General features: G+C 63.6%; 25 protein-coding genes. All 25 read right to left on the bottom strand.

The window, feature by feature from the left end; all coding sequences use genetic code 11:
* Nucleotides 1–68: 68 nt before the first annotated feature.
* The 25 genes from VGG47_RS15260 to VGG47_RS15380 all read right to left on the bottom strand — a co-directional run bounded on the left by VGG47_RS15260 (nucleotide 69) and on the right by VGG47_RS15380 (nucleotide 17,237).
* Nucleotides 69–725 (bottom strand): DNA cytosine methyltransferase, encoded by a 657-nt coding sequence (locus tag VGG47_RS15260; protein WP_331540103.1) that lies wholly within the window; start codon nucleotides 723–725, stop codon nucleotides 69–71.
* The gene (locus tag VGG47_RS15265; RefSeq protein WP_331540105.1) at nucleotides 725–1,756 is read right to left on the bottom strand and encodes a hypothetical protein; all 1,032 of its coding nucleotides are present in this window, start codon (nucleotides 1,754–1,756) and stop codon (nucleotides 725–727) included. Before VGG47_RS15265 ends, VGG47_RS15260 begins: the two co-directional genes overlap by 1 nt.
* A complete protein-coding gene (locus VGG47_RS15270; protein WP_331540107.1) occupies nucleotides 1,756–2,355 on the bottom strand; it encodes a hypothetical protein in 600 nt (199 codons plus the stop codon). Before VGG47_RS15270 ends, VGG47_RS15265 begins: the two co-directional genes overlap by 1 nt.
* Complete coding sequence (locus VGG47_RS15275; protein WP_331540109.1) at nucleotides 2,336–2,920, bottom strand: aspartyl/asparaginyl beta-hydroxylase domain-containing protein; 585 nt, start codon at nucleotides 2,918–2,920, stop codon at nucleotides 2,336–2,338. Before VGG47_RS15275 ends, VGG47_RS15270 begins: the two co-directional genes overlap by 20 nt.
* Before the next feature lie 154 nt (nucleotides 2,921–3,074).
* Entirely contained in the window at nucleotides 3,075–3,281 is a 207-nt protein-coding gene (locus VGG47_RS15280; protein WP_331540111.1) for a DUF6496 domain-containing protein, read from the bottom strand.
* Nucleotides 3,281–3,457, bottom strand: a complete 177-nt coding sequence (locus VGG47_RS15285; protein ID WP_331540113.1) for a hypothetical protein — start codon at nucleotides 3,455–3,457, stop codon at nucleotides 3,281–3,283. The genes VGG47_RS15280 and VGG47_RS15285 overlap by 1 nt, the downstream gene beginning before the upstream one ends.
* 2 nt (nucleotides 3,458–3,459) lie before the next feature.
* On the bottom strand, nucleotides 3,460–3,612 hold the full coding sequence (locus VGG47_RS15290; RefSeq protein ID WP_331540115.1) for a hypothetical protein: 153 nt from the start codon (nucleotides 3,610–3,612) through the stop codon (nucleotides 3,460–3,462).
* A 9-nt stretch (nucleotides 3,613–3,621) separates the two neighbouring features.
* On the bottom strand, nucleotides 3,622–3,798 hold the full coding sequence (locus VGG47_RS15295; protein ID WP_331540117.1) for a hypothetical protein: 177 nt from the start codon (nucleotides 3,796–3,798) through the stop codon (nucleotides 3,622–3,624).
* A 9-nt stretch (nucleotides 3,799–3,807) separates the two neighbouring features.
* The gene (locus tag VGG47_RS15300) at nucleotides 3,808–4,047 is read right to left on the bottom strand and encodes a hypothetical protein (RefSeq protein WP_331540119.1); all 240 of its coding nucleotides are present in this window, start codon (nucleotides 4,045–4,047) and stop codon (nucleotides 3,808–3,810) included.
* 6 nt (nucleotides 4,048–4,053) lie between these two features.
* Entirely contained in the window at nucleotides 4,054–4,956 is a 903-nt protein-coding gene (locus VGG47_RS15305) for a hypothetical protein (RefSeq protein WP_331540121.1), read from the bottom strand.
* Nucleotides 4,940–5,359, bottom strand: a complete 420-nt coding sequence (locus tag VGG47_RS15310) for a hypothetical protein (RefSeq protein ID WP_331540123.1) — start codon at nucleotides 5,357–5,359, stop codon at nucleotides 4,940–4,942. Before VGG47_RS15310 ends, VGG47_RS15305 begins: the two co-directional genes overlap by 17 nt.
* Nucleotides 5,360–5,362: 3 nt before the next feature.
* Nucleotides 5,363–6,607: a hypothetical protein gene (locus VGG47_RS15315; RefSeq protein WP_331540125.1), complete on the bottom strand. Its 1,245-nt coding sequence runs from the start codon at nucleotides 6,605–6,607 to the stop codon at nucleotides 5,363–5,365.
* 63 nt (nucleotides 6,608–6,670) lie between these two features.
* Nucleotides 6,671–8,269, bottom strand: a complete 1,599-nt coding sequence (locus tag VGG47_RS15320) for a hypothetical protein (RefSeq protein ID WP_331540127.1) — start codon at nucleotides 8,267–8,269, stop codon at nucleotides 6,671–6,673.
* Nucleotides 8,266–8,862: a hypothetical protein gene (locus tag VGG47_RS15325; protein ID WP_331540129.1), complete on the bottom strand. Its 597-nt coding sequence runs from the start codon at nucleotides 8,860–8,862 to the stop codon at nucleotides 8,266–8,268. Before VGG47_RS15325 ends, VGG47_RS15320 begins: the two co-directional genes overlap by 4 nt.
* Complete coding sequence (locus VGG47_RS15330; RefSeq protein WP_331540131.1) at nucleotides 8,863–9,270, bottom strand: VCBS domain-containing protein; 408 nt, start codon at nucleotides 9,268–9,270, stop codon at nucleotides 8,863–8,865. It lies immediately after the preceding gene.
* Nucleotides 9,267–11,345, bottom strand: coding sequence for a hypothetical protein (locus VGG47_RS15335; protein WP_331540133.1), 2,079 nt, complete (start codon nucleotides 11,343–11,345; stop codon nucleotides 9,267–9,269). Before VGG47_RS15335 ends, VGG47_RS15330 begins: the two co-directional genes overlap by 4 nt.
* A gap of 46 nt (nucleotides 11,346–11,391) precedes the next feature.
* Nucleotides 11,392–11,943, bottom strand: a complete 552-nt coding sequence (locus VGG47_RS15340; protein ID WP_331540135.1) for a hypothetical protein — start codon at nucleotides 11,941–11,943, stop codon at nucleotides 11,392–11,394.
* Nucleotides 11,944–11,955: 12 nt separating this feature from the next.
* The gene (locus tag VGG47_RS15345) at nucleotides 11,956–12,657 is read right to left on the bottom strand and encodes a hypothetical protein (RefSeq protein ID WP_331540137.1); all 702 of its coding nucleotides are present in this window, start codon (nucleotides 12,655–12,657) and stop codon (nucleotides 11,956–11,958) included.
* Between the two features lie 90 nt (nucleotides 12,658–12,747).
* A complete protein-coding gene (locus tag VGG47_RS15350; RefSeq protein ID WP_331540139.1) occupies nucleotides 12,748–13,347 on the bottom strand; it encodes a hypothetical protein in 600 nt (199 codons plus the stop codon).
* 2 nt (nucleotides 13,348–13,349) lie between these two features.
* Nucleotides 13,350–13,643, bottom strand: a complete 294-nt coding sequence (locus VGG47_RS15355; protein WP_331540141.1) for a hypothetical protein — start codon at nucleotides 13,641–13,643, stop codon at nucleotides 13,350–13,352.
* Between the two features lie 3 nt (nucleotides 13,644–13,646).
* Nucleotides 13,647–14,162: a hypothetical protein gene (locus VGG47_RS15360; protein ID WP_331540143.1), complete on the bottom strand. Its 516-nt coding sequence runs from the start codon at nucleotides 14,160–14,162 to the stop codon at nucleotides 13,647–13,649.
* A 7-nt stretch (nucleotides 14,163–14,169) separates the two neighbouring features.
* Nucleotides 14,170–14,727, bottom strand: coding sequence for a hypothetical protein (locus VGG47_RS15365; RefSeq protein WP_331540145.1), 558 nt, complete (start codon nucleotides 14,725–14,727; stop codon nucleotides 14,170–14,172).
* A gap of 3 nt (nucleotides 14,728–14,730) precedes the next feature.
* The gene (locus VGG47_RS15370) at nucleotides 14,731–14,988 is read right to left on the bottom strand and encodes a hypothetical protein (protein WP_331540147.1); all 258 of its coding nucleotides are present in this window, start codon (nucleotides 14,986–14,988) and stop codon (nucleotides 14,731–14,733) included.
* Between the two features lie 12 nt (nucleotides 14,989–15,000).
* Nucleotides 15,001–16,416: a N4-gp56 family major capsid protein gene (locus VGG47_RS15375; protein ID WP_331540149.1), complete on the bottom strand. Its 1,416-nt coding sequence runs from the start codon at nucleotides 16,414–16,416 to the stop codon at nucleotides 15,001–15,003.
* A 44-nt stretch (nucleotides 16,417–16,460) separates the two neighbouring features.
* Nucleotides 16,461–17,237: a hypothetical protein gene (locus VGG47_RS15380; RefSeq protein WP_331540151.1), complete on the bottom strand. Its 777-nt coding sequence runs from the start codon at nucleotides 17,235–17,237 to the stop codon at nucleotides 16,461–16,463.
* Between the last annotated feature and the right edge of the window lie 169 nt (nucleotides 17,238–17,406).

Here is a 17,406-nt window from a genome sequence, read left to right on the forward strand (position 1 = left end):
CTGGCTGTCCGGAAGCGCGCCCGCGAAGCCGCTGCCGATCTGGCCGAGAGAGGCGAGACCGCCAGCCATTAGACTGCGGGCCGATAGATCGCCGCGATATGGCGGCTGAGCGGCAGGGGAATCTTGGCGATCAGCGCGCTCCACTGCCGTCGCTCTTTGCTATGAGAACTAAACCGCCGCGCCGAGTTTTCGTAGTTGTCATAAAACCACGAAGGATCGCCTTCCTGTTTCCGGTGATGCCCAGACGCCATCAATGCCGGAACGTCGCCCCACAAATGATAGCTTCCGAAATTCCAGCGCGAGCGGCCCACCCAAGGGATGGCGCCGCGCACATTTTCGATGATCATCGGAATGTGATGGCCGGCCGCCTCGCATGCCTCCCGCTGGATGCGAAAGCACGCATTGAACAGCCGATTGAGGCGCTCCAACTCCGCGCCGCTCGCGTCGGCGCGGATTGCGGCCGCTTTCGCCTTCGCGCGCTTCCACGGCATCGCCATGTAGGAATATTCTTGGCATGGCGGCGACGCGACGATCAGCGCCGCGTTCTTGAATTGCGAGCCGTGCAGCGTGAGAACATCTTGGACGACGAGCATGGCCGGATAGCGATGTTTGCCGTAGACATGGTTCTCGATGTCAAAACCCACGACATCGTAACCCTGGGCAAGCAGGCCATCGGTCCAACCACCTAGGCCGCAGCACAGATCAATCGCGAGAGGTCGCACCATCAATAAGCCGCGTAGGAGCCACCGCCCGAGTAGCCGTAGCCGCCGGCATCGGCGCCGGAATATCCGCCGGTCTGGCTATAGGGACTTTGGCTACTGAACAGGCTGTTGAGCGACGACGAGAGCGACGGATTGGAGAGGCCGGTCGCGAGGTTCGAGCCGAGGATTTGGTTCTGGTTGAACGCCTGGTTCTGGCCGGCAAGTGCATTAACCGAGGCCGATTGCCCGAGATTCAAATACGATTGCAAGTCCTGCAACGTCTGCTGCGGCAGGCCAAACACGCCGGTTCCGGCGTTGGTTAGCGAATTGAGGCCCGACAGGCCCGTGTTCGCCTGGCCGGTCGAGGTCGCGTAGGGCGCGCCAAAGCCGGTCGTGTCAGTGCTGAGGCCGCCGGTGCCGAGCGTCGAAGCGCCCGCGAAGTCGAGCCCGGCCGCCTGATTGATCCCGCTCGCGGTCTGGCTCGCCGTCTGCTGCCGGTTGAGTAGGTTGTTCTGCCAGTTGGTATTGAAACTGTCGAGCGCGTCGCTCGCGGCCGAGGCGCCGAAGGGCGTGTTGCCAAGGCCGGACTGCGCATTGATCGCGTTGGCCTGGTCGAGCGCGCCCTGACGCTGCTGATTGTAGAGCGCATTCTGCGGATCGAAGCCCTGGGCCAGCGCCTGATTTGCGTAGGGCAGCATGCTCTGGCCCTGGTTGTAGAGCGCGGTCGCCCCGCCAAGCTGCTGCCCGGCGACCTGCGGCGTCGCGCCCGCCGTGTTGGTGGCGCCCATCAGCGCCAGTTGGCCGTAGGGATTGTTGGTGAGGGTCTGCGCCTCGGCCTGATATTGCGGATAGAGCTGCTGCGGCAGCCCTTGGCCGAAATTGTACATCTCGCCGAGGATGTTCTGGTAGTTCTGCGCCTCGCCTGCCTGGTTAGGCGGCACGAAAGTCTGGCCGGTCTGCGGCGATGAGGCCGCGCCACCGCCGAAGATCGAGTTGGCCGCGCCTGCGACTGAGCCGATGGCGCCGACGCCGCCCAGGATTGCCGCGATACCCATCAGCCGACGAACCTTCCGTAACTGGTCTCGAACGGCTTATACCCCAACCACGCGAGCAAGTCACCGAGCGTCCCGCTGGCTGGCGGCGGATAGTCCGGCAACCTCACGCCAAACTCCTCCTCGGCCTCCATCAGCGCCGACGCTGCTTCGAGGCTATCCACCGCGCCCTCCGGCGCCCATAGCGGCAGACCCTGCTTGACCTGATAGATGATCCGCACGGCGCGCGGCGCCAGCATCTCGCGCAGCGCCTTCTCGGCCCACAGGATCAGCCGCAGGCCGGTCACGCCGCGCTCCTCCGGCATGACATAGATGGCGTCGTTCATGGCGTGCGGCGTCGAGCGATAGTGCGCATGGCCCTTCACGGTGACGAAGGAGTTGAAACCGACCAGCTTCTTGCCGCGCCAGGCCACGCAGCAGCGAAAGAGGCCCGAGTTCTCCATGTCCTGATACTGGTCCCAGTCGAGGTCGAGCGGCATCTTCTCGCGCTCGACCGCGACCTCCTGCCACTCCTGGCGGACCAGTTCCTCGATTCCGCTGTCCAGCAGCCGGCCGAGAGATTCCCAGGCTAGCCGGGCGCGGTCAGCCGTCCGCGTCGCCATTGGCCCGCCGCATCTCGAAGATCAGGTGGATGCGCGGCCACGCGCCCCAATTGGCGGCGCTGTGCGGCACCCGGTTGTTGAACCACCACAGGTCGCCGACATTCATATGCACCTGCTCGTTGGCACTGTACATCGTGCAGCCGGGGTTTGTGACGAGCGGAACATGAAACCGCAGGTGCCGGTCGTGGTACGGCCCGTCATCGCAATGCCACGCGACCACGCCTTCCTTCTCCAGGACGGTCAGCATGGCTCGCGACACCGGCGCGGCATTGTCCAGTGCCTTCGACAATAGCGGATCGGCCAGGATCATGCGCCTGGCGCGCTGCAACAGCTTCTGCATCGATCCCCACTTTTCCAGATGGGGCGTGTCATGCACCGGCAGATCGTCGAGCCAATTCTCCAGCGTCGGCTTGGCGTGGGAGCGTAGCGGGATCGAGCGCGATGGCAGGCGCTTGTCGCCGACCTCGCCGCGATATTGCAGGCCGGACCAGGTATGGGGTTGGAGCTTGTAGAGATGGGCCAATACCGCGAAAGTGTCGAGCGGCCCGACGAACTTGAAATTCATGGACGGTATGCCGTCTCTTGCCTATCCCACTCGGCCCGCCGCGTCCGCACCGCCGCCGTGACCCAGGGCATGTCCTCGCGCTCGACTACGATCAGCTTGAGGCAGTCGCCGCAGAGGGCATTACGCGCAGGCAGGCCGCAGCGCAGGCAGCGTTTCACAACTCCATGCCCTCGACGCGCTTGCGGTAGCCCTTCTTGGCCTGACCCGATTCGCTCATGGCGATGGCCTTGGCCTGCTTGGGGTTCTTGACCTTCGGCCCCTTCGTGCTGCCGCTCCGAAGTTTGCCGCGCTTGAACTCGCCCATCACTTCCTTGACGGCGGATTTCTTACCGGATTTGGACCGGGGCTTGCGCATAGGCATCAATGTTCCCCTCGCTCGAACTTGTCAGCACAATCGCGCATGGCGGCCGCCATAGCGGCGGGACCGGAACCCGGCGCCTCGCCCTTAAGCCCATGCTGACGATCTTCTTCCATCCATTTCATGGCGAAGATCGTTTTCCTCTCGTCGCGGAGGAAAATAAACGCGCACTCGTACATGCTCACGCTTCTCTCGGCCCAAGCGTCTTGGGATTACGCGCCACGCTGTCCCGCGTCGATTCGCTGTTGACGCTCGGCGACTTCGGCAAGCCCATCGACTTGTCCACCGCCTTCGGACTTTTCGTCGTCAGGCCCGCATGCAGATCGGCTTTCATCGCACTCTCCTATTCGTTGTCCGGGGACCAGATGCTATGCAGCCACTTATCGGGCGGCACAATCACAGCCGGCGGCACGACAGCCGGGCGTGTCAGCGGCGTGAGATAACGTGTCAGCGGCGTGAGATAAGGCAGCTTTTTCGCCAGCGCCTTCCGCTTCCTCTTGACCGCTTTCTTCTTCGCCATGCCACACCCTCAGTTGAACAATTTGGTGAAGATCGCGCCCAACTTACCACCCAAAGCGCCGCCTGCCAACGAGATGCCGGCGACGATGCCGAGACCGAGGTTCTTGGCCCTGGTCAGGTCGGCGACCTTGCCTTGAAGATCATTCAGCGCCTCTCGGTTCTCGCTGTGCTGCTGCGCGTTTTGTGAGCGCAGCGCATCGAAACTGCCCTCAAGATTGCCGAGCGCGCGGGCAATTTCGTGATCGGTCATTGGCAGTCAAATGCCGTCGCAGGAATAATCGGCGCTCCCACTGAGTGCAGTTGCTGTAATGGTCAAAACCGTCTTGGTATAGGAGTACGCTTCAGCGGCAAGCGAGCTCTGGAATGTGACCCGACAGTGATTAGACGTGGCGAATCCGGAATTGACGAACGTGATCGTACAACTTGACGGCGCCGCGCTTCCGAACGTCACGGTGCCCGCCATGTTGGTGGCGGCGGCGTCGATCGCTGGCGACGTGCCACACGCCGAAACGACTGGCGCCGTGCCGAGATAGCCAACATTCCCGGTCGCCCCGATCTCCATGCGCGCGTTCGCCACCGCGCCGCCGCCCGTTGCGAACAGGATATTGTTGCTGTTGAGCGTCTGAATGACAACGTCGGTGGCGTTACCACCATAGAATGCCCTGCCGGTGTCGATAGGGTTGGCGCTGTAAGTGGTTCCTCCGATGCCCCACGCGGCGGCGGTTCCCGCGTTGTTGAGCATTCGGTCATTGGTGAGCGCCGCAGCATTAGTGTTGGATATCTGAAAGCCGGCATTAGAGGTAGCCGCCGTCAGAACATCAATGATGTAGGCGCAAGACGTGTGCCCGATACAAATCGGGCCGCCGCTGAATACCGCCGCCGCTGTCGCGTTCGAGAAGGTTTGGGTCGCGGTGAAGGTCTGCGCGGTTCCGAGCAGCGCGCCCGTGCCGCCAGCCGAGAATACGACCGCGCCGCCAAGGGTTAGCGTGTTGGCATTATTGTTCGCAACGCCGGTACCACCCTCGGACGGCGTGCAGGGCGCGCTCGGACATGCGCCGCCTCCGCCCCCGCCGCCACCAGGGCCTCCACCCGGCGTCTGGGCCCAGACGGGTCCGATCAGCGCGAGGAGAAGAAGGGCGGCGCTAAGGCTGCGACGCATACTCGAACGTGTCACCGCTTGTCCCCGTGATCCAGACCGGCCCATTGGTCAAGCCTCCGCCCATATTGCCGCAGGTGATCCAGCCGCCGCCGACATTGAAGCTACCCGAGGTCGTTGCCGCCGCCAGCGGGAAGCCGACCGTGGCATTCGTAGCCGGAGCGGCGGGGCCGAAGAATATCGACATGGCATGCGTTCCTGTATCCTGGATGATGCAGTTGGATCGCGCCGTCGCGCTCCCCGCCGCCGGCAAGACCCGCTGCCATACCCCGGTCGATGCAATCGTGCCCTGCGACTCGCTTGCCGTCCGGCCAAAGGCGGGCTCCTGCGCCCCGGCGGCGCGCGCCAGGGAGCAAACGACCCCCAGCGCGGCGAGGAGCCGCAAGATAGTGGTCGAGCGCCGCACGGGCTAGAAGTCCGCGCTGACGGTGATGGTGTTGCCGACGCCGGTGTTGCCGCCGATCATCTGGTGCATGGTGCCGACCGCCGCCGTCTCCGAGACCGAGCATAAGAGGCTGAACGCGGTCTGGGTTGCCGAGGTCGAGGTCAGTGCCAGGGTCGCGCAGGCTTCCGCCGTGCCGTCCGCCACCTTGGTCATGCCGAAGGAGGTGGAGGTCGTCACCACTACGGTCGGCGTGGTGCGCATCACGGTCGAGAGTATCCAGGTGCATAGCGCCGAGGTGCCGGACACGTTCTCGGCACAGGTTGCCGGATACCGTAGCGTGGTCGCGCCATCGGCCCATTGCGTGTAGTAGCCGAGTGCCATGTCGAGTTCGTCGCGATAGGCGCGATACTCGAACGCCGAGGCCGTCGAGCCCTGCTCCAATTGCACGCCGGCGAACTCGAAGCCATCGGTCGCGCCCGCCGTGCCGCCCACGGTCGGCGTCCAGCACAGTGCCACCGCTGCTTCCGTCGCCGTCGCCGGCATCTGGTAGGTCGCGGTGAAGCGCTGATAGGCCGAGGTCAGGGTGAAGGCGGTCGTCTGCGTCGAGGCGATGCCGGTCCAGGCCGGCGTGATCGCGGGCGAGGCGGTGAAGGATTGGAGGCCCTGATCGGCGCCGGTGCCGGTGAACAAATAGGCGTTGAGCGTCGTCGTCTCGGCCAGCATGTTCGCGAGGCCGTAGGCATAGAACGACAGAGTGACGGCGCTCCCTTGGAGCGGCACCACACGGTTCTTGGCGATCTCCTGCATGACGCATTGCGGCTGCGCCAGCGCCCCGGAGGTGCGGTAAAACAGTTCCGCCGCGTTGAACGTCGGCTGCGCCGGCAGGTTGGTCGTGACGACCTGCAAGCTGCCGGCGCCGGAGGTCACGTTGACGTTGCAGCCCCAGCGGTCGGCGGAATAGGCGGTCGAGGGGATGGTGGTGGTGCCGCAGGTCTGCGCGGCGGTCCCGCGCTGTTGGACCTGCATCCCGCCATTATCCAGGATGTTGCGCGGGTTGCTGAAATTCGCCGTGGTCTGTGCCGTGACCAGCGCATTGATCGCGTTGATCAACTGGTTGAGCGTCGCGATGCCCGGAGGTTGGTCGGCGGTTGGGTTAGACCCCGCAGGCCCCGTGAATTGCGGGATGTTGGCCGCGACGGCCAGGGCAACCCAGCCGACGAGGCTCAGCGCCAACGAGGCAACGGCAAATTTCTTCCAGATACGCTTCATGTCATCCCCCTCGGGGTTCAGTCGTTGCGCGCAAGATACCATCGTGACGCGATTTCGGCCACGTCATTGATCGCCCCAAATATGCGCCTCCCAGCTCATCAGGACGCCGGCACCCGGATTGGCCGAGGTGCCGATGGTGAACTGCGTCGAGGTGATGCTGGCGGCGGTGACGAAGAAAGTGCCCATCGTGCCCCAGCCCGAACTCGGCGAGAGCATGATGTCCTGAATGCGCGGCGTGCCGGCGAGGCCATGGGTGATGACGGTGGTGGTTCCGGCGGAGGTCAGGGTCGCTTGGGCGGCCGATTGCGTCACAACGCCGTTATTATGCGTGATCCAATAGGTTTGCCCCGGCGTGCCGGGGAGTGAGCCAACCGAGAGGGCCGCGCTGGTATTTCCGGTGAGATCGTTGTCCGAGATACGGAAAAAATCGTTCGAGTTGGTGAGGACCAATCCGTCATTGGTGTTGGCCGTGAAGCCGGCGCCGGGCCCGAGCGTTGCGCCAGCGATGTAGAAATGCGTGACCGAGGCAGCGACCGTAATGCCGTTAAGATTTTGGGCATAGGTGCCGCCGATGACCTGCACGTCCTTGGCGGTCGTGGTGTTGACCAGCAGCCCGGCGTTGCCGTTATTGGCACCAACGCAATTGACAAAAACCGCTTCGCCAATGGCCCCGGAGCCGAACAGCACAAACCCGTTGCTGCTGCCGCCAGCATTGGTGACGGCCCAGACCTGATCGAACTTGGCGACGCCAATAGAGCCTGTGCTGGTCGGGTTAAGCGCGACGCCGTTGGTGGCGCCCGTGTCGAAATAGCTCTGCGCGACATTGATGGACTGGACGAGATTGCCGCTGGGGACCGCGACATTGAGGCCGGTCGCGGTATCCACGGTACTGACATGCCGTAGCGTAATATCGCCCGCGCCCTGCACCAGGATGCCGTTGGTCGGCTGCGAGCCGGTCGAGGGGCCGGTGATGAACACGCTGTCGAGAATGATGTCGGCGCCGTAGGCTGGCGCCGACTGCGTTGGATTGATGACAATCCCGCTGCCGCCGGCAATCGAGGTCGTGAGATTGGCCGCCGTAAGACGGAATGTCGTTGCTGCGGTGCCGGTGAGGCAGACACCGTTGAACCAACCCGACAGAAAGACATTGTAGATCGTCGTGTAATTGACGGCTTGGCTGTTGATGTAGCAGCCGGCGGAGCGTGTCGCCGTGGTGCCGAAATTGATGTCGTGGATGACGACGGCCTGCACCGTGACATCGAACACGTCGGCGGTGGTGGACGAGGTCTTGATGGTCGAGAAGATGCCGTCGCCGAAGGTCGGGACCTTGATCGTGACTGCGCTGCCGACAATACAGCCCGAAGCAGAGCCGGGGATATAGACCGAGGTATGCGCCGCTGCCGCCGCCGTCTCGGCGGCATTGATCGCCGCCGCATCATTGGTCGAGCCGTCGCACAGCGCCCCGTAAGTCGGGTTCATGATGTTGATCGGCGCCGGACCCCAATCGTTCGACTGCTGGACGTTCGCGGTCGAGCCGTAGAGGTCGCGCGTGCCCATGGACGATGGCGCATTGACCGGCGACGGCACCTGCTGGTTCTGCGCCGCCGCCGTCGCCGGCAGCAACAGCGCGAGGAAGGCCGCGAGAAGGCGAGCGCGGATCATGGCTGGCTTACCCATTGCGTGCCGTTATACATGAGCTTCACCCATCCGAAGGCGATGTTGATAATGACGTTGGCCGCCGCGCCGTTGATGTTCTTGCCGTTGCGGGCAATCGTGATGTTGTGCGTCGCCGCATTTCCGGTCATGTCCTGGATCGTGATCCGGTCCCAGGTGCCGGGCGCGGCCGGCAAGGTCGCCGTGATGGCCGTGCTGGTGGTCGTCACCTCGTAAATGTTGCCCGCCAGCGCGTTGAAATTCGCGGTCTCGACAATCGGCGAGGTGCCGGAGATCGCTGTTACCAAGCCCTTGCCGTTGACCGTAATCGAGAGATTGCCGCCGAAAGTCCCGACATTGGAATTGACCGTCGCCAGCGTCGCCGGCACGACGCCCGGTCCGGTCGCCGTCACGTCGCCGGTCAGGCCCGAGATTGCGCCGCCGTTCTGATTCGACAGGCTTACCCATTCGGTGCCGTTCCAGATCGAGAAGTCGAACGTGTCGAGCGCATACCACGCGCCGGGACCGCCCTGGGCGATGTTCGGCACCGGCGGCCGGTTGGCGAGGAGGCCGATCCCGTAGGCATTGCTGCGCGGCGTCATTCACGTCGTGCCTACCCATTGCGTGCCGTTATAGACCATCTTGATCAGGGCGAACGCGATGTTGATTTTGGGGTTCGCTCCAGAGCCGTTGTATTGCTTGCCGTTGAGCGCCACGGTGATGTTGTTGGTGACGGCATCGCCGTCCGTGTCCTGCACGGTAATCGTGTCCCAGGTGCCGGGCGCGGCCGGCAGGGTCGCCGTGATGGCGCCGATGGAGGTTTTGACCTGATAGATGCCGCCGCCGACCGCGTTGAAATTCGCGGTCTCGATGGTCGGCGTCTCCGCCGTGCCGGTGATGTTGGTCAGCGCGGTCTGTACGTTGGCGCCGGCCTGCACCAGCGTCACCAGCTCGGCGCCAGTGAGCGGCAGAGCCGCCGCCGGCATCTGGGAGATTTTGACATCGCTCATGTCGAATTCTCTAGGAGAATCGCGCCGCTGCCATCCTCCAAGGCGATATGTCCGGCACCGTTCTCCAACTCGATGTAGTTCTTGACGACGACGCCGGGACTGGCGGTGCCGATCAGATAGCCCAAAATCTGGTAGCGCAGATAGAGGTTGCCGACCTCGACATCCTGCGCCGAGGTGCCTTCCGCCGTGACCGTCATCTGCTTGAACACGACGGGCTGATCCCAGGCGATTTGCTGCTGGATCAAATTGCCGCCGGGCTGAGCCAAGATGCCGATCTCGTCGAGCAGATTGCCGTTCTCGTCGGCCGCCGTGACCGTGACGTTATAGGGGCTCTTAATCATCAAGGTCGTCTCGATGATCGCGTTTTCTGACATGACCTGGTTATCGGGCAGGAGCGAGGTCTCGTAGGTCCAGCTCAGCGTCGCGCCGTTCTCGATGTAGTTGGAATCGGACAGCGCCACGGCGGGCGAGGTCCACAACTCGTTCGGCGCCGCGTACGGCACCATGACGAAGCCGCGCGACGGTTCCGGCACGTCCGGCCCCTTCCACGCCGCGATGAGCCGCGCCGGAAAGGTATGCGGCCCCGACCACGCCTTGATCGGCCCGAAGTGGAACCACCATTCCTGTACCGGCGAGCCCGTCGCGGCGGCGTTCTGCACGCTGACTCGGTAGACGCTCTGATTATAGGCCGCCGCCATTCGAGTCTGCGCCACCGCGTTGAGGAACGGATTGCAGATGCCGTCGCCGTTCGCGCCGATGGGATCGCTCAACACGCCAAGGAAATTGATGATGCGAAGCCCGTCCGTCGCGATGAAGGCGAGACCCTGCGGCGTCGCCGCGATGGTGTTGGGCGCGAGGCAGCCGACCCCGACGCCGATATTGTTTCTGGCGAAGTTCCCGGTCGATGGGTCGCCCGTGATCTGGGCGATGTTGGTTTCCTGAAAGACGATGAGCGCTTGGACCATACCGCCCAGCGCGGTCGAGGATAGCGGCAATTGCGCCAGGGCGGTGATCTCCAAGCCGTTCGGAAAGGTGATCGCCTGAAAGAAACTGTCGTCGCTGACCTGGGTGGCGTTATCGGTATCGGAAAACACCAGGGCGCTGCCGACCGCGTAATAGGCGCGGCTGTTGAACTGGTTGACGGCCTGCGGGACGCCGGTCAGCGGGTTGGCGTTGGTGTTGCCGCTCGCCCATTGCGGGGTCGCCGCGGTTCCTCCGTTGATGGTGAGGGCGACACTGTTGGTACTGCCGGTCGTGTTGGCAGAGATCGTGATGGTCGAGCCGCCGGTGAAATCCACCGCCAGCACACCGTTCGCCGTTGCGTTGTTCGATAACGTGACCGTCGAGCCGGCAACATTGGTAACGAGCGTGCCCGCCGGAATCGCCGGTCCGGTCGCCGTCATGCCGATCAGAACGCCGGCGACGCTGGCAACGCCGGTGACGGATGGCGAGCCGCTGGTAAAGGTGCCGGTGGTTTCGAGATCGAATGTCCCCTCGGTTAGCGAAATTACGGTTGCACCGGCCGGAATGTTGGTCCCGGCAATCGTCATGCCGGGCGCGACGCCCGCCGCGACCGGATCGGTGGTCACGCTTTTGAGGACGTTGGTGCCGTCCGTATTGGCTACCAGATCGGTCGAGGTGAAGGCCGATTCATCAAGCCAGCCGAAATAGCCGTTGCTGCTGCCAAGAAAGCCAGGATGAGTAAAAACGATCCGCGCGCCGATGACCGCGATGGTGGGTGGCGTCCAATCGCCGGTGGTGGCTGGGGTCTGCGGCAAATTGTTGGCGGTGATGCCGGTGATGGGCAGGAAAACGTTGGCGTCCAGATCGTAGACGTAAGGCACATCGAGGCCGGCGAGCGTGCCGCTGGTTGCGCCCATGAAACCGTAGGCCAGATTGCCGACAACGAGAAGCGCGGTGCCGGTCGCCGCTCCGCCAATACCAGGGAAGCCGGTGATCTCCGCAGAGGCGGCGCGCGGCACCCAGGCGTTGCGCGTCGTTTGCGATGGGATGAGATTCGTCAAGGCCAGCATCGCGCCCGGAAAGGCGTTGGTCGCGTCCTCCGAGTCGGTCACGCCCTTGGGGCGGAATGTGAGCGGGCGAGCGTTCCGAAGTGGCACGTCAGACCTGGAGCGCCAATTGTGGAGAGGCGGGCGCGATTATCTCCTCGGCAAAACCCTGTTCCGCAAGATCGCGATTTGCCCCCTCTCGCCGCATATAGATCAGGACAGCCTCAAATTCAGTAATCGTCCCATTGCTTTTAAGGTGATTCGCTCGATTTGAGATGATGCGAACGTTTCCCCGAACATACCCAAGTTGAGGCCTCACGCGATCAAGCGACGGCGCGGTCATGTTGCGCCATCCCATTTGACCGCGTCCCCATTCCAGCCGGATGCCAAGCACGGGACAGAATTCCGGTACTGAAATATCCCCGGGAGTAAGGTCGAAGGGCAGCCCTTTGCTGGATGCGCGGTCGCGAGCGTGACGCCATAGGTAGCCAGCCGGGTCAGCACTTTTCCGAGCAAACTCGACAGCAGCGCGCCCCGACTTGCCGAGCCGGTCGCGCTTTTTCCGAGCCCACTCTCTGTTGGTTCGGCGATGCCATTCAGGGTGGGCGAGCCTGTAGTCATTGGCCTTCTGCCGATTGATAACCGGGTTCTTGCTGCTGGGCATCGCGCACTCCTGTCATTGGAATGCCCGCATTATACCATCCAACGAGAAGCATAGGAATACCAGCCAACCAACTACCTTTGTTGACGGCAAAATACTAAATTGCGAGCCGAAGCGGCGACGATCCAGCTTCACCGTCTTGGCGCGAGTCTCAGGATTGTCGATCTGCGGGAGTATGCGTCGCAGGATGCCCTGCGCGCCTTCCGGCCCCTCGCCCAGATACGCCTGCCAGCGCGCATCGTCGGCGATCTTCATCAGTTCGCCCGCAAGCCGCGTGTAGAGGTAGGTCGAGGACGGGAACCACGGCACCCCGGCGTTGGTCTCCGGCGCGGCCACGGCCTGGCTCGACGCGCGGTAGCGGACATAAACCGGGTAGTTGCCCGAGGGCGGCGGATAGACGTACATGCCTGGGTTGGTCTGGCCCAGAACCACCGTGTACCAATAGGGATAGGATTGCAGGCCGGCCTGCTGGACCGTCATGTCGAATTCCATGGGGTCCAGCGCAATCATCGGGTAGGGCACGCCCAAGAGCGTCCAGAACACGTCGCCGAATTCGGCGCGCAGGAAGTCGGTCGGCATGGTGTAGGGGCCGCTGCCAACCTGTACCGGCGAGGTCGCGGGCGGCGTCAGCGCGGTATTGAAATTGAAGGTGGTGAATTTTTCCTGGGCGTCGAAATCGTAGGTCTGCGCCAGTTCCTCAAGGATAGCATTGAACATCTGCCCGGCTTGGGCCGTGAAGCCGGGAACCTTGGCGATCTGGGTAGCAAGCGCGACGATTTGCTGGAAGGTGAGCTGGGCGCTCATCGCTCATGCCGCGTCGCCCAGAACGGCTTTCCTCTTGTCGATCTCGCCCCGAAGCCGCGCGATCTCCTCCTCATAGCGCTTAACCCCGACCTGATCGTGGCTTTTCAGAAACTCCTCGCGCTCCGCCTTAACCTTGGCCTTCTCGTCGGCCACCTTGGCGATCTGACGCTCGACGTTTTCGAGATCGCTCTTGATGTGGCCCTGCGGCCGGAACTGACCGCGCCGCCCGCTGGTGTCGTGTTCGCTCTCGGCCTTCGAGACGATCTCGGAATAGCGCTTGCGCAACTCCTCGATCTCGACATCGCGAGCCGCCTGCTCCTTCTGGTATTTGGCCTCGACCGCCGGCATGTCCTCTTGGAACCGCGCCAACGCCTGCTCGTTCTTCCGCAACTCCTCGCTGAGATCGACGATCTCGTACCGCGCCTTCTGGCGGTCGAAGATGCGGAACACGCGATCCACGATCTCGTGCGCCTCATTCTCCGCCGTCGCCTGCACCAGCATGGTCCGCACCGCCATCTGACGGTCGCCGCCGAAATTGCCGGTCAGCGTAATGTCAATGCCCGGCGTCTCGACCTCGGCCTTGAGCTTGCCCGCCCCATCCATCTCTATCCCACCGCCCCCTCTGCCAAATCGATGCTCGGAATAATAATTTCGATCTGCGGCACCGGAGGCTCGACAATATCGACTGGGTTACGTGGTTTACGGAGAATCTGAGCAATTAGATAGGCAGCCGCCTTTTCGAGGTCCCGGTCATAGTTGCCTGAGCGGGAGACAGCCGCGCGCCATCCGCAGCGTATGCCATCGACCAGCGCTCTTGCCCCAATCGTCAGAAGCAAGTTCTCCGGGTCGCTCTTATCGGCATGATTCAGGATACTGATCTTGAAGTCGGTAATCTCCATCGATCAGGCTCCGGTCGGCGCGTTGCGGACGGCGCCGGAGCGCGCGTTGACCTCGGTGAGGCGCTGGCTTTGGTAAAACTGGATCAGCGGCTCGCCCTTGAGCGAGTGCTCGTGCTGCCAGGTCCGATACATGATGTCGCGGATCGAATCGGCGACGCGGCGTTTCACGGTGACGATCTGGCCCTGCCAGAACCGCCGCCCATCGAGCGACATGCCGGGCAAGCCCTTGCCGTTGGTGGTACCGAAGGAAGCATAGGGCGCGAGATCGATCTGGATCGTCACCATCTCGCCGCCCGGATCGTCGTCGGGCCGCAGGTTTTCCTCCTCCTGCAACCGGCGCGTCTCCTGCTCCTCGACCATCTTGGCCGCGAGCTTCCTCCGCTCGTCGTCGATCTTCTTGCGCGCCTTGGCCTGGGCCGCGCGCACCTCGTCGTTGGTGAGGATCGGATGCAGACGCTCCTCGGCCGCCGCCTCGATCTTGGTCTCCGGCTTCGGCGCGTCGGGCTTTTTCTCGGTCATGTCGTCCTCAACTATGGGTGAAATCGGACACGGTGAGCGTGTCCGCGACATTGGTGCCGGTCGCGGCTTTGGTCAAGGTCAGGCTCAGCCCGTTCGCCGCGATGGTCTCAATGAAGGTCGCCGCCGGAATGTCCGCCGCGCTCGACGCGATCAGCATGCCGGGCCGCCAGCCCAATGACAGGACGTTGATCGACAGATTGTCTATCAAGCTCGAAGTGTGGGTGTTGCCGGTCGCCGTAAGGGTCGCGGGCAACGAGGAGAACGGCACCAGGATCGGGAACCCCTCGGCATTCACCGCCACCCAATCGCCAGGTTGCATTTGCAGGACGCCCCGGTTCGGCACATAGAGCAAGCCGTTCGAGGAGAAGGCGCCGGGCCAGATTTTAGATGCCCCGCCCAGCGTGCCGGCACCGAACGTCTGGGTGCCGTTCCCGCCCGCCGCCGCGAAATCGTCGAGGATCGAGTTGGCGATGGCCGCCACATCCGCCGCCGCCATCCCGCCGCGCTGAAATTGCAGCGCCGTCAGGGTGGTGGTGAGGAGAGTGCCGAGGGTCTTGGTCGCCAAGGGTCAACCCCCGCCGCTCGCGAAGCCCTGGATTTGGCCGATATTGGCGTTGAACGCGGCAGCCATATTGGTTGCGGCCGTGTTGCACGCCGTCACGATGTTCGCCGTCGAGGGAGCATTCCCGCCGGGCACCAGCACCGCGCCGCCCGAACCCCCAAAATCGGTGGTCACTGTCAGCGTCTGCGCATCGTTGACAGACATCGCGCCCGCGCCATCCGGCACCCAGACGACCGAGGCGCGGAACTTAAGTTTGTAGGCCATGGTCAGGTGCTCCTAGCCGAAGGTCGCCGAAAAAGCGCTGGTGCACTCGATACGGGCGGCGAACTGCGCGTTGAGGATGATTGTTCCATAATACGCCTTCCAACCAACGATGCGAAGTTGGTTGAGCGGGTCCGATTTATCGGCATCCTTCAAGTAGGTGAACTTGGCGTTGTCGAGCATGACCTGCCCGTAGGCGCCGCGCCCAAAGAGGAAGTTCGGATAGACCGTGATGCCGGTCGCAGGCGCCGCCGGTGGCGCCTGGGCAACGCCGAGGCCGGTGATGACCGCCGTGGTGCCGGGCTGCAACTGCACTGCCTGGCCTTGCAGCGGGCCGACCGTGGGGCCCGCGGCGCTGAGGCCAAGCTGGCCGGGCGAGGTGGTGGTGCCGACATAGACGTTGTAGGTGAACCCGGGATTGGCCGGCAGCACCACCGAGATCGAACCATTCGGGCCGACCACGTTCATCGAGTTCGAGACCTGATAAATCTGGCTCTCGTACTGGTTCTGCGTGTCGGACGCGGTGACGATGATGTAGTAAGCTCCGGTCGGGAGCGCGCCGGCCGTGCCGGGCGTCCCGTTGATCTGGGCGAATCCGGTGAAGGTCGGCACCATGTTGGAGGAGCACCACCGCGTCCCGCCCCACTCGCCGATCTCATAATTGTAGAGCCGGTTCAAATCGCTGTAGGTGCGCGCCAGCACGACGGTCGAATTCTGCGACCAGTCGGCGACGACGAGGGTGTGGCAGATGCCGGCATAGTGCGGCATGCCGCGCGGATTGGCGGAGGCGCGGGCGCCACCGGATTCGACGGACAGCTTCGTGTCCGTCATCTCGTCGCCCATGAAGCGCGGCGCGCCGATGGTCTGCAAGGCCCCGGAGGTGCGCAAGACGGTCGTGGTGTCGAGCACGTCGCCCGCCAATAGCGCGGCGCGGCTGCCACGGCTGTTGACGTAGTTGACCTGGGTGAGCCCCATCAGGGCATTCATGGTGTTGCGTTCGAGGGTTTCCGAGAGCTGCAATCCGACCAGCTCGATCGCCTTCTTGAACAGCGGGTGCTTCGTCGTCAGCTCGGCGACATCCGTGATCGTCACCTTGTCGCCCCATTGCTGGGCGACGGCACTGACCTGCTGGATGGTCATCGTTTCGCCGATCGGCGGCACGCCTTCCGACAAGGGCGCCTGCGGCAGCGGGATACGATTGTAGCGGGTGGCGGTATAGGTATTGCCCATGCCCTTCGGGAGGGTCAGGGGGTCGCCGAACTGATAGGCGACCAGTTGGCGGCGGGCGAGCGGCAAAGTCTCGTCCGCGATGTAGTTTTGCATGTCGGCGGAGAACTGACCCGCCGTGTTGGTGGCAAAGGCCACGTTCGGAGAGTGGTACTCGCCGTATTCGTCGTGCCGCGATGGTGCGCGGAAACCCTGGAAATCCATCGTCACCCTCCGTTCGCGACGGAGGGCGCTGGTGCGCTACTCCGTCAGATCATGCCGTCCGCGTCGTAAGAGTCGATGCGCTTCTGGAGGTCCGACCTCCCCGCACCGCGCCCTGCCGGCGCCACATCGCTACCCCGGCCACCACGGGCCGGCACCGTCTGCCGCTGGCGCTGCGCATCCGCGCGCCGTGTCTGCTTCCCCTTGGCCCGCGCAGCCCGTTCCAGCGCGCGCTCGCCAAGAATGTATTTCAGCACCACCTCGCGCTTCGGGTTGTTCCCCTGCGTTCGCCACAAGGCCAACGTGGCCTCGACGGTATCGCGCAGTTCTTCCGTAATCGCGCGGCGTTCGCACAGCCGATCAAACGCACCTTGATCGATGGCATCCGCCGTCTGGTACTGCATGCCGCCAAGCTGGCGGTTGAACTGTTCACGCTGCTCTTGCAGCAAAAAATCCGTCCGCTCGTCGGGCGACATGAGGGCGATGCGCTGGCGCCGCTCCTCCGCCTGCCGGGCTTGTTCCGCCGGGTCGGGCATCCGGGGCGCCGCGCGCCGCTGACGCTCCTCGTCGCGCTCGCGTTCCGCCCGCTGGGCCCGCGCCCGCAATTCCCGAATAGTGTCCGAGGCGCTCCGCTTCGCGGGGGCCGGAGGTGACTCGCCGTCGCCTTCCTCGCCTTCCACCGGCTCGGCACCATCCTCGGCACCTTCTCCCGGCTCGGGCGGATCGCCCTCATCGCCTGCATCGTCAGCGGAGTCGATCTCGTCTACATCGTCAACGGGATCGAGTTCGTCCGTTGCGACGCCCGGCTTCGGATCATCGGCCATATCGGTCCTCCAGCACCTTACGGGTGCGATTTCGGGGTTGTTGGCAACTACCGGCTGCCAGTCGTGGCATCACCATTGATAGAAAATTTCTATCGTGTCAAGCGTGTTGCCGCAATTGCCCTATTTCCCTTGCGAGGTGTCAGGGTTTGCCCATGCCCGCAAGCAATGA

Origin of the sequence: Acidocella sp. (genome assembly GCF_036489515.1) — a bacterium.
Classification (GTDB): Bacteria; Pseudomonadota; Alphaproteobacteria; order Acetobacterales; family Acetobacteraceae; genus Acidocella.